This is a genomic window from Sinomicrobium pectinilyticum, assembly GCF_003725735.1.
GTDB classification, from domain to species: domain Bacteria; phylum Bacteroidota; class Bacteroidia; order Flavobacteriales; family Flavobacteriaceae; genus Sinomicrobium; species Sinomicrobium pectinilyticum.
In genome coordinates, this window is record NZ_RJTM01000116.1 from 27,077 (window position 1) to 41,550 (window position 14,474).

Consider the following 14,474-nt stretch of genomic DNA (forward strand, 5'->3'; position numbering starts at 1 on the left):
AAACTCCGTCTCTCTCCCTGCGTAAAACAGGAAAAGGACGGAGCCTCATATCCCGGGATATTATTACTTATTTTTTCACCCTAACCGGATATGGCGGACGCTCCATTTTTTTAGGAGGATTTGCCTTTAATTCCTTCATCACTTCATCGATAGCCCTTTCCAGTTGCGGGTCTTTTCCCTGTATAACCTGCTCAGGCCATTGCTCTACTTCAATATCGGGAGCCACTCCTTCGTTTTCAACACGGAAGCCTTCTTCACTGTAAAAAGCGACATTGGGTGCGGTTACCGATCCCCCGTCAATAAACTCGGGAAAACCGAGTATCCCTACCAGTCCGCCCCAGGTACGTTTGCCTATGAGTTTCCCTAATTTGAACTTCCGGAACATCCAGGGCAGGAAATCCCCTCCGGACCCGGCTGTTTCGTCTATGAGCATAACTTTGGGCCCTTGTATGGATGCACTTGGTGACTTCAGGTCCATGCCGTAACGGAAATTCCAGTAGGCCTGCACCGGCCTCTTAAGGATATCTATATAATAATCTGCCAGGTAACCTCCGCCGTTAAAGCGTTCGTCAATAATAATGGCTTTTTTATTGGCCTGCGGGAAGAAATACCGCTTAAAATATTCATGCCCGGCATCTGCCGTATTCGGCACATACACATAGGCTACTTGTCCATCGGTCGCTTCGTGTACTTTTTTCATATTACCTTCTACCCAGTCCCGGTTCCTCAAAGCCCATTCCCAGGCTATAGGGGTGACCTTGACTTCCCTGGCACCGGATTCGCTATCGGAACTGTTCACCTTCAGCGTCACAATTTTATTCGCTGTGTTTTCAAAAAAGCTGTAAAGGTTATCTTTGGCCGTAACTTCTTTACCATTCACAGCCAAGAGATAATCTCCTTCACGTACATCCACTCCGGGTTCGGTCAATGGAGACCGCATTTCGGGATTCCAGTTGAGCCCTCCGTATATTTTCTTGAAACGATAACGGTTTCCTGCCACCTCGTAGTCGGCACCCAGCAATCCGCCCTGCACGGATTCCGGTTCGTGCAAACGGTCTCCTGTATTCTGAAAACGGTGATGCCCCACGGCAAGTTCGCTGAACATCCATTCCATTACCCGGTAAAGGTCACTCCGACAGGAAAGGTCCGGCAGGAATATCCGGTATTTTTTCCTCATAGCTTCCCAGTCGGCCCCTTGCATGCCGGGGTCATAGAAATAATCGCGGTTTACTCTCCAGGCCTCTTCAAAAATATTGTTCCATTCGGCAACCGGATCTATTTTTACCTGTATCGCGTCTACCTTCAGGCTACCGTTTTCCGGTTTTTTCCCGGTGTCGGTTATTCCCCATTTTCCTTTACTCCGGTACAACATCTTTTCGCCTTTGGCGGCAATCACATAAGCATCCGCTTCCATGATTTCCTCGTCTTTTCTTTCCTTCAGGTCGTATTTATGCAACATGGCCGGGCCACCGTGCGGAGGCCGGGCCAGGTAAAACAGTTCTCCTTCTTTGGCTATACCAAGACCGGAATACATACCGGCCGGTACAGGAATGTCCACAATGCGATTCGCTATACCTTTCCAGTCTACCTTCAGCGGAACGGTATGCTCTTTCTCTTCTTCCTTCTTATCTTTACCGTCCTTTTTATCGGTTTTCTCCTCTCCCTCTCCTGTCTCCTCCATATCGTTTTCGCGGGCAAAGGGCGACTTCACATCTTTTTGCAGGGTGATGAGATATATGGAACTGTTCATCTCCATATCTATGGAAGATTGGTCGAACCAGTTCAGCACCGGGCCCGCATCTGTTGAGGCCAGCATATACAAATACTTGCCGGAAGGATCAAATACCGGACTGGAAACACTGGATAATCCGTCGGAAAGCGGATAGGATTTCCCTTCTTTTACCGAGTAGAGGTATGCTCTTTCAAAGTGAGTATCCGTAATTACCGTATAAGCGATCCAGTCGGAATCTGCCGACCAATCACCGAACAACTCCCGGAATGCGCCCGGCACATATCGTTCGTCCGAAGCAATTTTTGTCACTTTACCGGATGTGGCATCTGCGAGATAAAAGTTCCTCCCGTTGTCTGAAAAACACAGTTTTTTACTATCAGGAGCCCAATGGATACGGGCATAAAACCCTGTTCCTCCCGGTTTGATCACCTTCGCTTCTCCTTTTCCTTCTTTATGCCGGATATGTAATGCGTATTCCCCGCCTGCATCGGAAAAGTAAGCTATGGATTTTCCGTCCGGTGACCATTCCGGATTTTTTTCATGCACTCCGGGGGTATTGGTAATATTCAAAGGATCTCCTTTTTTGGCAGGTACTGTTACTATTTCTCCACGAAAATCCACAACTACCCTGGCCCCGGATGGTGAAATGGAGGCACTCCGGACATAGTTTACACCGGACACAAAACGTTTGCGTAGCTCCAGCAGATCCGTAGCTATACCTATTTTAAGGCGCCTGGTACTATTTCCGGCCACATCATAGACATGCAGGTAGCCTGCCTGTTCATAGATCACCTCCCCGTTGTGTGCGTGCAGGCTCATCACCGGAAAATCTTTATAATCGGTCAGCTGTTCTACTTCTTTTGTCCTCGTATCATAAGAAAAGAGGTTGAATTCCCCGTTCCTGTCACTACGAAAGTAAATTTTCGATCCCATCCATCCGGGATTGGTATCGTTACACCCACCGGCAGGTTTCGGGATCTCCACTACGGAATGATCGTCCGTATTATAAAGCCATATCCGCGAAATGGTACCTCCCCTGTAGTGCTTCCACTGGGTGAATACATCCCTTAAAGGTGTATAGGCAATATGTCCGCCATCCGGTGCATACGTAGCCCAGAAAGCATTGGGAATATCCAGCTGCGTCACCTTTCCGCCATCCACACCAACGGTAAACAACTGGGTGTAACGATTGGTAAAGGTATTCCGTTGTGAGGCAAAAAGAACATTTTTCCCATCGGGAGTAAACCCTCTTACCATATCACTGTACGGATGCCAGGTGAGCCGTCGCGGTATACCTCCGGTTACGGGAACTATATATACATCTACATTGCCGTCATATTCGGCGTTAAAGGCGATCATGGAACCATCCGGAGAAAAAACCGGGGCGGATTCCACTCCTTCGTCTATGGTCAGTCTCAGCGGATTAGAACCGTCTTTACCGGCCACCCAAAGATCTTCGGCATAAATGAACGCGATATGGGTATCGCTCATCGCGGGCTGGGACAAAAGCCTGGTGTCATCCGGATCGGGAGCGCTTTTCAGGAGGGGAATGTTCAGGACAATGAATAAAAGAGGCAGTATTGTTTTCATTTGTATTCTCATGGTTGGTTATTAAAATATGATGATAAATAACGGGAACAGTACCCGAAGCCGTTGAGAGCAGTCTCCGGGCTTCGGGTATGGCAGTCCGTAGTTATTCGTCTTCTTTTAAAACGGTAAATTCAATGGAAGAAGAATTGTATACCCTGTGAGTCTGCTTTTGAAAATCTTCCTTTTTAGCGTAGAAAATATTATCTACATAGGTTTGCGGGTTCAGATCGATCAGGGGGAACCAGGTACTCTGCACCTGCACCTGTATTTTGTGCCCTTTTTTAAAGGTATGGAACACATCCTGCAATTTCACGTTTACATCGGTCACTTCGTCCGGTACAAACGGTTCCGGTTTTTCAAAGCTGTTTCGGAAACGGCCACGCATCACTTCGCTGCGCACCATCATATGATAATTGCTCATTTTCAGATAGTCCTGCGTTTCTTCGTAATCCTCCGCATCCGGGGGAAATACATCGATCACTTTGACAATCCAGTCGGCATCGGTCCCGGTGGTAGACACTTTTAACCTGGCCAGAATCTCCCCGGCCAGTGTCATATCTTCTTCCAGTACCCCGGTTTCAAAAACCAGTACATCCGGCCTCCGCGCGGCAAAACGCTGATCGTCCGTCATGTATTTTCTGGGCGTAAAAACCACTTTAATGTCTTCGGAATAAGGTACCGGTTTTTTGGGATCACTAATGAATTCCTGGTACGAAAACTCCATGGTCATTACCTGTGACAGATTTTGGTTCCTTCCCATACCATACACTTCTTTGGTGGTATTTTCCGGTGGCCAGGTATCGAATTTATGCCATTCGTGTTTCCCGGTGTCAAACATATATGCCTCCGGTAAGCCGGAATTCTTATCCCCGCTCCCTTTCAGAAAATGATTAAAGAATTTCGTCTCTATCTCTTCCTGGTAAAATTTGGATATACCATCACCGAAATACACATTACCTATAGCCTGGCGCTTGTTTAATCTTATCCAGTCGCCATGGCTCCACGGTCCCATAACGATAGTATTATAATTATCACTGCTCTTCATGGCCTTGTAAGTTGACAAGGGGCCGTAAAGGTCTTCCGCATCAAACCATCCCCCTACTACCATCACGGCAGGTTTTATATCCTTCAGGTGCTGGATAATACCTCTCGGCTTCCAGAAATCATCATAGTTCGGATGGTCTTTCAACTGCTGCCAGAAAACATTGTCCTCCTTAAAGTATTTATCCAGGTTGGACAACGGGCCTGCATCCAGGAAAAACTGGTATTGGTCCTGCGTACCAAGGTCCGGAAGTTCATACCAGGTTTCGGTGGTGGGTTTGTCTTTCATATGCCCGAACAACGGGGTAACCCTCCAATAGCTTAACATATAAGCCCCGTTGTGATGAAAATCATCAAAGAAAAAATCCCCTATGGGAGCCTGCGGGGATACGGCTTTCAGGGCGGGATGCGGATCGAGAAGGCTATAAGTAGAATAAAACCCGGGGTATGAACCTCCCCATACACCTACCCGGCCGTTGTTGTTATCTACATTTTTCACCAGCCAGTCGATCGTATCGTAAGTGTCGGAAGCTTCATCGGTCTGTTTCCTTTTTTTCCGGGGAATATAGGCTCTCATGTTGTCATATACCCCTTCACTGTTCCAACGGCCTCTTACATCCTGGTACACAATAATATACCCTTCTTTCATCATGGTCTCATTGGGCCCTATTTTGGAACGGTATTGCCCTTCTCCGTAAGGTGCACAGCTATATGGTGTGCGCTGGAGGACAACCGGATATTTTTTGGTTTTGTCCTTGGGACTGTAGATCGTGGCATGAAGCTTAATACCATCCCGCATGGTAATGGCCACTTCCTGCTTATCGTAATGTGCCTTTACATCATATTCCTGCGCAATACAGGAAATAAAGACAAATAATGTAAATAACAAAGCGGAAAATTTCTTCATTGTGAGAATTTTATTGGTATAACATATTAAAAGAAAGTAAATATATAACAAAAAAAGTACGGTTGTCACCGTACTCTTTTTGTTTCGTGAAAAAGGTATTGTTATTTAACACTTTCTGCTCCGGCCTTCAACCAGTCGTGATAGGTATCCGTATCCGTATACTGTTGTGGTGGTCCGAGCAATTCCATATCAGGGGTCATAATAATGTAATAAGGCTGTGATGCCGTGTGAAAGTTTATCGCCTGGAAGGTTGCCCACTTCTCTCCTATCGTCCGGATCTTTTTCACCCTTCCGGATTCCAGTTGATAATTAAACTGTTTTTCCTCCGTAAGTTCCTTACGATCATCTACATACAGGGAAATAAGCACATAGTCATTCTTCAACAGTTCATATACCTTAGGCACACTCCACACATTTTCTTCCATTTTCCGGCAGTTTACACAGGCCCAGCCGGTAAAGTCCAGCAAAATAGGTTTGTCATTCGCTTTTGCATATGCCAGGCCTTCGTCAAAATCCTTAAAACAATTCAGTCCGAGGGGGCAATCGCTTTCCTGTTGTTTTACACTGTAGAATACCGGGGGCGGGAAACCGCTGAGCAGTTTGAGATGGCCACCGAATATTCCCGAGATCAGGTAGATCACAAACGCGGTTACCAGTACTCCTGTACTTATCCGCAGAAAGCTGAGTTTCTTCAACGGGCCGTCGTGCGGGAATCTGATCTTCCCGAAGAGGTAAAGGGCCATCAGGGCAAAGATCACCACCCATATACCTATAAATACCTCCCGTTTCAGGATACCCCAGTGTTGTACGAGGTCCGCATTGGAAAGGAACTTAAAGGCGAGGGCTAGTTCCAGGAAGCCGAGTATGACTTTTACCGTGGTCATCCATCCTCCGGAACGGGGCAGGGAATTGAGCCAGTTCGGAAAAAGGGCGAAGAGGGCAAAAGGCAAGGCCAGGGCAAAACCAAAACCGGTAATCCCGGCGGTAAGCTGCATTGCTCCTCCTTCTGCCGTGAGCGATCCCACCAGTAATGACCCCAGTATCGGACCGGTACAGGAGAAAGACACTATAGCCAGGGTCAATGCCATAAAAAAGATACCGATAACGCCTCCGGTACCCGAAGCCGAATCCATCTTATTACCCCACGAACTGGGAAGGGTAAGCTCATAATACCCAAAGAAGGAAAAGGCAAAAAATACAAAAATGACAAAGAAGGCTATATTAAGCCATACGTTCGTGGAAATGGTATTGAGTATTTCCGGGTCCAGCGAATCCAGAAAGTGGAACGGCAGGCTCAACAACATATAGATCACTACTATAAATACCCCGTAGAGTATAGCATTGGAAATTCCTTTTTTTCGGGTTCCGGACTGTTTTGTAAAAAACGAAACCGTAAGCGGTATCATAGGAAATACGCAGGGCGTCAGTAATGCCAGCAAGCCTCCCAGAAATCCCAGGATAAAAATCCCGGCCAGGCTGTTGCCTCCCCCTTCTTCCTGCTCTCCTCCTTTCAGAAGTTCCGGGTTCTTCAGGTCGAGCTTCAGGTTTTTGGAAAGCCGGGCACTTTTTTCGTCCACTTCCAGTTGTTTCACCGCTGCTTTTCCCCCATCCAGGGCAAAGGCGAGGTCCGCATCGGAGAAGATACAGCTTTTGTCATCACAGGCCTGGTATTCCACCAGTCCCTGTATGACCTTAACTTCCGGATTGAGTAATTTTATTTTCTGTTTAAATACGGCTTTCCCGTCAAAATAGGAAAGTTCCATATCAAAGATATTGTCATATTCCGTGTGAGATTCACTTTCCAGGATATCTCCCACCAGTTCGAAATCCTCCCCTACGTCTTCAAAAGTAAAAGAGGTCGGTATGGGGCCGCCTTCAGGGATATTGGTCGTATACAGGTGCCAGTTCTCTACAATGGAAGCTGTCATCACCAATTCATATTCCGTATCCGAAAGCTTCTCAACGGAGGTATTCCAATTTACCTGTTGTGCCTGTGCCGTGACCTTTGGTGAAAAGGTTAGAAAAAACAATCCGATCAGGATGGGAAGAATGTGTTTCATTATTTGAACTTGGATTTTTGAAGTGTGATTTCAGATATCAGGTTTTGATTTTATTTGTGTTATCGGGGCCCCGTCTCGGGGACTGCTTTAAAATATGCCCGAAATATAAAGGGTATTTACCGTCTCCGGACTTACCTTGTACCGGTTATCCAGACGGTGGCCCACAACCCATACTATATCATCGTCGGAGCACAACAGCCAGGTGTTCTGTTTATCCAGTACCGACACCTTTTCGTCCTTAAAAAATTTGCTCAGTTTCTTCCGGTTCGTCATTCCCAAAGGGTAAAAATAATCGCCTTTTTCCCATTTTCTCAATTTCAGCGGATAGTTTAACTTATCTTTATCAATCTTCACTGTATTTTTATCGGGACCTCCCGGGATTTCAGTTTCTGAAAACCGCAAATGTACCGGGCTATCGATCTCTTCTGTTCCGGCATCTATGATAAAAAAAGGGTCTTCCTCTTTTTTTAAGGGCTCTATAAGCAGGTTTCCCCTGTCTTTCAGCATGACATATTTGCCGGAGGTGATTTGCTTCCCGGACATGGCATGCAATAATTTACGGACCTCATCCACCGGAAAAGAGAAATCCTTAAACAGGTAATAAAGGTAGGATTCCTGCGGATGCAGCCTGTTCAGTTCTTCCACAGAAATTATCCACCGGTTCCCTTCTTTTCGCATGATATGTTCCCGCAGCTCGTCCACGTGCTTCATCAGTATGGTTTCGCATTCCGCCAGGTGTTTTTGTGTCCGCCCGAACTGCTGTAAAAAATCGGACGATAATGTCTTTAGTCCAGGGACAATATTGTGACGTATCTTATTCCGTAAGTACTTGGTATCCGTATTGCTGCTGTCCTCCTGCCACGACCAGTGATTTTCCTGTAAATAGCCGAATAGCTGCTCCCTTGAAAACGGCAGCAGAGGCCGTACGATCTTTCCGTTTACGGGAGGAATTCCGGACAGGCCTTCTATTCCCGTTCCACGGGACAGGTTTATCAGAAAAGTCTCCAGGCTGTCATCTGCGTGGTGTGCGGTGAGCAGATACGCTCCTTTTCTTTCATTCAGCAAACGGTCAAACCAGTTATACCGGAGTTCCCTGGCCGCTATCTGTATGGATGTACCTTTTTCCCGGGCATAATCGCCGGTCTCGAAATGCGCTACATAAATTTCAGTTCCGAGTTCTTCCGACAGTTTCCGCACAAACTTCTCATCCTCATTACTTTCCTCTCCGCGAAGGTGAAAGTTACAGTGTGCCAATGCCATGTCCAGTCCGGCTGCATGACAAAGCCGGGCGAGCACCACACTGTCTATCCCCCCACTGACGGCAACCAGCAACCTGGCCTGTTTCAGATAAGGAAAACCCTTTTCTATATGTTCTTCAAACAATCGTAACATCCGGCTAAAATAACGGTTCTTCTGCAAAGCCAAAAATCCCTTGCCTTATTCTGTCTTTGCATTTAGGCCCATCACAAGTTATACACCGTAAAATGTCATAGGTCCCAAAACTTTTTTACAAATTGTCGCATTCCTGTTCACTCCTCCAGCACCTTTCGCATAGCTGCTGCCTTCAACATACATTCTTCGTATTCTTTTTCCGGATCGGATTCCCCGGTAATGGCCCCTCCTACCGTAAAAGATATATAATCATTGGCTTTGTTGTACAGAATACTCCGGATGACCACATTGAAATCAAAATCACCCGAGGGTGTAAAATATCCAACTGCCCCGCTGTAAAGCCCCCGCCGGGTGACTTCCAGCTGTTCGATGATCTTCATGGCCGATATCTTCGGTGCCCCGGTCATGCTCCCCATCGGAAAGGTGGAACGCAATATTTCTACGGACGGAACACTGTCTTCCACTTCGGCCGCAACGGTAGATACCAGTTGATGTACCTGTTCAAACGTATATACCCGGCATAATTCTTCGACCCGGACACTTCCTTTTTTCGCCGTTACGGACAGGTCGTTGCGCACCAGGTCTACGATCATAATGTTCTCTGAGCGCTCTTTGGGTGTATTTTCCAGTTCTTCTTTCAGTTTACGGTCTTCTTCCGGAGTTTCCGCACGCCTTGCCGTACCCTTTATCGGCTGGGAGATTACCTGATTGCCCGTCCTTTTGAGGTATCGTTCCGGGGAGGCGGACAAAAGGTATTTATCTTCCAGTTTCAGACAGGCGGCAAAAGGCGGGCGGGAAATGGCATTGAGCCTGAAAAAAGCAGGGACGGGATCAAAAGAACTGTTCACGGCGTAAAATTCCTGGCAGAAATTGGCCTCGTAAATATCCCCCCTGCGAATATGAGCAAGCAACTGTTCCACCTTTTGCAGGTATGCTTCTTTGGGTATTCTCGCCTTAATATCTTCTTTTCCTATCCGTTCGGGAGGTGTAGTGCCTTCGACAGCTGTTTTCCGGATGTGTATAAAATCCTCCTCCACTTCGTCATCTACCATAGGCATATAACAGAACTTCGCGGTATTGCCTTTGATAAAAACGATCTTCTTAGGCTGAAAGAAATAAAGGTCCGGAAATCCCAGGTGATCCGTATTTGCCGATGTCAATCGTTCCACATCGTTCTTCAGGTCATAAGACAGGTACCCGAATATCCAGTCGGCAGTAGTCGTCTGGTATTCCTTTAGATCGTCAAAAGCGTGGTGATAATCGGTTTTTATGGCGGTGAGAGCATCTACGGCCAGTACGGCATCGAATGTAGGGTACAGATGCTTATAATTATTGCTGTCCAGCCATATTACCTCGGTATGTTGTTGTGCCCATAAAAGTAATTTTTCCTTGAATCCGTCCCCTTCCTCTAGGGAAAATACAACTTCCGTTCTCTGCATTCCTCTGTTTTAGAAAATAAGAATGTTACAAATTTAACAAATCCTTTACGAAAGATTGCCTCTCAAAAGGATTTTATTTTGTACTATTGCAATGTGAAAAACAAGTACTGGGGTTATCACTATTGAAATTTTTGTTTACCTCAATATTTTTGACAGAAAATGCAAAACACTCACAACATATCTACTTCAGTTTTCCTGAGACTTCCGGTTTCAGAGATTCGTCCTGTTGTGCGTCGTACCCCCCGTCGCCCGTAAGGGTGTACTTTAATTTTGGAACTTAGGTGAGTCCGGTTCCCCTTTCAAAGAAAATTCCACTTATTTTTTCAACCAAGTAAAAGCAAAATGGACATTGTTATTGCTGACAAGTCGCATATAAAATTCGCTTCCCTTATCTGTGATACGATCGAAGAATCGGCCAAGGTAAGAGGTACCGGTATTGCCAAAAGGACTCCGGAATACATTATTTCGAAGATCGAGAACGGCAATGCTGTGATTGCTGTAGACGGCGATAAATTTGCAGGGTTCTGCTACATTGAAGCCTGGGGGCACGAAAAGTTCGTCGCCAACTCCGGGCTGATCGTTCATCCGGACTACCGGAACCTGGGTCTTGCGAAAAAGATCAAGAAGGCTATTTTTGACCATTCCAGGAAAAAATACCCGGACGCCAAAATATTCGGTATTACTACGGGGCTTGCCGTAATGAAGATCAATTACGAACTGGGATACAGGCCCGTGACTTTTTCCGAGCTTACGGACGACCCTACCTTCTGGAAGGGCTGCCAGACCTGTAAAAACTACGACATCCTGCAACGGACACAACAAAAGATGTGCCTGTGTACCGGGATGCTCTACGATCCAAAAGAAAAGGAAAACACCGAGGTAAAGCACCCCTATAACAGTAAGGTGCTCCAAAGGTTGAAAAATATAAAACAGAGTATCTTTCTGAAAAACAAGAAACCTTCCAAAAATTCCATTATCCCTGTAGAAGAAGGGTTTATAAGTCTGAAGAAGGTTATGGATAAATTAAAAGGAAATAATAAATAATGTGTCAATAAGTGAATACGTTGGCACATTGCCAAATTTGCTAATTGACAAATTAAACAACAAATAACAATGAAAAAACTCGTTTTGGCATACAGCGGCGGACTGGACACTTCTTATTGTGCAAAATACCTATCACAGGAAAAAGGATATGAAGTACATGCCGTAAGCGTAAATACCGGAGGATTTACTCCCGAAGAGAAAAAGGAGATCGAAGAAAAAGCCCTGAAACTCGGGGTAGCGACATACAGCAACATTGAAGCAGTAGACTCTTTTTATAACAAGGTGGTTAAATACCTTATTTTCGGGAATGTTTTAAAGAACAACACCTACCCGCTTTCCGTCAGTGCCGAACGGATCGTGCAAGCTATCGAGATCGTAAACTACGCCAAGAAAATAGGCGCCCAATACATTGCCCACGGCAGTACGGGGGCCGGGAACGACCAGGTAAGATTTGATATGATATTCCAGATACTCGCCCCGGAAATAGAGATTATCACCCCTATCCGTGACGAGCAGCTTTCCAGGCAGGAAGAAATCGGTTACCTGAAGAAAAACGGGGTGGACATGTCCTGGGAAAAAGCCAAATACTCCATAAACAGGGGACTTTGGGGTACCAGTGTAGGTGGTGAAGAAACCCTCACCTCCCATCAGTCGCTCCCGGAAGAAGCCTACCCGAGTCAATTGAAAAGCGAAGGTTCCCAAAAGATAAAACTCACTTTCAGTCAGGGGGAACTGATAGCCATAGACGGCAAGGAAGACAGCCCTGTCAAAAACATAGAACTGCTCAACAGTATGGCTTCCCAATATGCCATAGGGCGTGATATCCATGTGGGAGACACCATTATCGGTATTAAGGGGAGGGTCGGTTTTGAGGCCGCTGCCCCCCTGATTATCATAAAGGCACACCATACCCTGGAAAAACATGTACTTACCAAATGGCAACAGCATCATAAAGAGTACCTGGCCAACTGGTATGGCATGCTCCTTCACGAAGGACAATATCTCGACGAGGTCATGCGTAATATCGAGGTTTTTCTTGCTGACACACAGAAAAATGTTTCCGGAGATGTGTTTGTCACCCTCCATCCGTACCGTTTTGTAGTAGATGGCATCCAATCCGGACACGACCTGATGAACGCTTCCTTCGGCAGCTACGGGGAAATGAACAAAGGCTGGACCGCAGATGATGCCAAAGGGTTTATCAAAATCAACTCTAACCAGAACAAGATCTATTATCACGTAAATAAAATAAATTAAAGTACGAAGCACGAAGGCAGAAGATAGAAGTAAAGATATAATGCCCTTCGTCTGAAATTTAAAGATTTAAAAATGATACAAGCAGGAATAATCGGGGGTGCCGGGTACACCGCCGGGGAATTAATACGATTGCTACTGCACCATCCCGCAGCAGAAATAAATTTCGTTTACAGTACTTCCAACGCCGGCAACGCCATAAGTGACATTCACCAGGACCTCCTGGGAGAAACAGAACAGGAATTCACCGGAGAAATAAACCCCGAGGTAGATGTCCTTTTTCTCTGTCTCGGTCATGGCAATTCTAAATCCTTTCTCGAAAAACACCGGTTTTCTGCTAAAACAAAGATCATAGACCTGAGTAATGATTTCCGGTTAAATCCCGATGCCGATTTTAACGACATGCATTTCGTATACGGATTGCCCGAACTCAACAAGGAGGAAATAGAAAATGCACAATACATAGCCAATCCGGGCTGCTTTGCCACTGCTATTCAACTGGCATTACTCCCCCTGGCAAAACACGGACTGTTAAAACAGGATATTCATATCAATGCGGTAACCGGGGCTACCGGGGCGGGTACCTCCCTTTCCCCCACCTCGCATTTTCCGTGGCGCGACAACAATTTTTCGTATTACAAGCCTTTTACCCATCAGCACCTGGGAGAAATAGGACAAAGTATAGCACAGTTGCAGCATTCCTTTGACAAAGAGATACTCTTTATGCCTTACCGGGGGAATTTTTCCCGCGGGATCTTTGCCACTGCGTATACGGAGTTTGACGAAAGTGCAGATAAAGCAAAAGAAATATACGGGGATTTCTATAAAAATGCTGCTTTTACTACGGTAAGTGACAAGGAATTACACCTCAAACAGGTGGTCAATACCAATAAATGCCTTATTCACCTGCATAAGCACAAAAACAAACTGTTGATCACTTCTATTATCGATAACCTGACCAAGGGTGCATCCGGACAGGCCATACATAACATGAACCTGATATTCGGACTGGAGGAAACCCTCGGACTCGGATTAAAAGCCTCGTATTTTTAATACAGGCCCCGTACAGGCGTACGGCCGTACGCCTTCAATTCATTAATTGTAAAGCATCGTGCGGCCGAACGATGCTGCAAGGGCCACAAGGCAAATAAAAACCAACGCATGAAAATAGCCATAATAGGAACCGGAAACCTGGGGCTTTCCATAGCCAAAGGACTCATCATCAGTAACTCGGTCACCACCCTTTACCTGACCAAAAGGAACCCGGGTGCCATTAAAAACTGGGAAGAGTACGGGAATGTCATCGTAACCTCCGACAACCGTGAAGCGGTAAAGAACTCAGATATCCTGATCTTTGCCGTACAGCCGGGACAGTTCGAAGGAATATTACAGGAAATAAAGGACCTGCTGAATGAAAAACACGTACTTATTTCCACCATTACCGGGTTTAAGATCCGGAAAATCGAATCTGTTATCGGCAATGAACACTATATCATCCGTAGTATGCCCAATACAGCCATTTCCGTCGGCAAATCCATGACCTGTGTATGCAGCAACGAAAAGGGAAAACAACGTGTGGAACTGGCCAGGGCCATTTTCAACAAACTGGGGACTTCCATAGAGATTCCCGAAGAACAGATGCGTGCGGCTACCGTGATCTGTGCCAGTGGCATCGCTTTCTGGATGCGCCTTATACGCGCTACGACGCAGGGGGCTATTCAGCTGGGGTTCGATGCCAAGGAAGCACAGGAACTGGCGATGCATACCTGTATGGGGGCGGCTACCCTCCTTGTGGAATCCGGTAATCACCCGGAGGAAGAAATCGACAGGGTAACCACCCCGAGGGGATGTACCATAGAGGGTCTCAACGAAATGGAACACAGCGGGCTAAGTTCTTCCCTTATTAAGGGAATTGTGTCCTCTTTCAACAAAATAAACCAGATTGCCGACCTGTAAAATTTGATAATGAGATAATTGGGCGATGTGCCAATGAGATAATGATTAATAAAATAATT

At 46.1% G+C, this 14,474-nt stretch carries 9 protein-coding genes; 4 read left to right on the forward strand and 5 right to left on the reverse strand.

All coding sequences use genetic code 11. The features are described 5' to 3' along the window. Nucleotides 1–67 precede the first annotated feature (67 nt). The 5 genes from ED312_RS17405 to ED312_RS17425 all read right to left on the reverse strand — a co-directional run bounded on the left by ED312_RS17405 (nucleotide 68) and on the right by ED312_RS17425 (nucleotide 10,161). On the reverse strand, nucleotides 68–3,322 hold the full coding sequence (locus tag ED312_RS17405; RefSeq protein WP_240643131.1) for a S41 family peptidase: 3,255 nt from the start codon (nucleotides 3,320–3,322) through the stop codon (nucleotides 68–70). Between the two features lie 103 nt (nucleotides 3,323–3,425). Further along, entirely contained in the window at nucleotides 3,426–5,270 is a 1,845-nt protein-coding gene (locus ED312_RS17410) for a CocE/NonD family hydrolase (RefSeq protein WP_123217305.1), read from the reverse strand. Between the two features lie 101 nt (nucleotides 5,271–5,371). After that, the gene (locus ED312_RS17415; protein WP_123217306.1) at nucleotides 5,372–7,330 is read right to left on the reverse strand and encodes a protein-disulfide reductase DsbD family protein; all 1,959 of its coding nucleotides are present in this window, start codon (nucleotides 7,328–7,330) and stop codon (nucleotides 5,372–5,374) included. Nucleotides 7,331–7,417: 87 nt separating this feature from the next. After that, nucleotides 7,418–8,722, reverse strand: a complete 1,305-nt coding sequence (gene tilS / locus ED312_RS17420; protein WP_123217342.1) for a tRNA lysidine(34) synthetase TilS — start codon at nucleotides 8,720–8,722, stop codon at nucleotides 7,418–7,420. Between the two features lie 137 nt (nucleotides 8,723–8,859). Further along, nucleotides 8,860–10,161, reverse strand: coding sequence for a chorismate-binding protein (locus ED312_RS17425; protein ID WP_123217307.1), 1,302 nt, complete (start codon nucleotides 10,159–10,161; stop codon nucleotides 8,860–8,862). 342 nt (nucleotides 10,162–10,503) lie between these two features. On the opposite strand from ED312_RS17425, the gene ED312_RS17430 reads away from it, so the two are divergent. From ED312_RS17430 to proC, 4 genes are all read left to right on the forward strand, one after another. Continuing rightward, on the forward strand, nucleotides 10,504–11,205 hold the full coding sequence (locus ED312_RS17430; protein ID WP_123217308.1) for a GNAT family N-acetyltransferase: 702 nt from the start codon (nucleotides 10,504–10,506) through the stop codon (nucleotides 11,203–11,205). Nucleotides 11,206–11,274: 69 nt separating this feature from the next. Further along, the gene (locus ED312_RS17435; protein ID WP_123217309.1) at nucleotides 11,275–12,462 is read left to right on the forward strand and encodes an argininosuccinate synthase; all 1,188 of its coding nucleotides are present in this window, start codon (nucleotides 11,275–11,277) and stop codon (nucleotides 12,460–12,462) included. A 72-nt stretch (nucleotides 12,463–12,534) separates the two neighbouring features. Continuing rightward, entirely contained in the window at nucleotides 12,535–13,512 is a 978-nt protein-coding gene (gene argC / locus ED312_RS17440; protein WP_123217310.1) for an N-acetyl-gamma-glutamyl-phosphate reductase, read from the forward strand. Between the two features lie 108 nt (nucleotides 13,513–13,620). Beyond that, complete coding sequence (proC, locus tag ED312_RS17445; RefSeq protein WP_123217311.1) at nucleotides 13,621–14,415, forward strand: pyrroline-5-carboxylate reductase; 795 nt, start codon at nucleotides 13,621–13,623, stop codon at nucleotides 14,413–14,415. Nucleotides 14,416–14,474 lie beyond the last annotated feature (59 nt).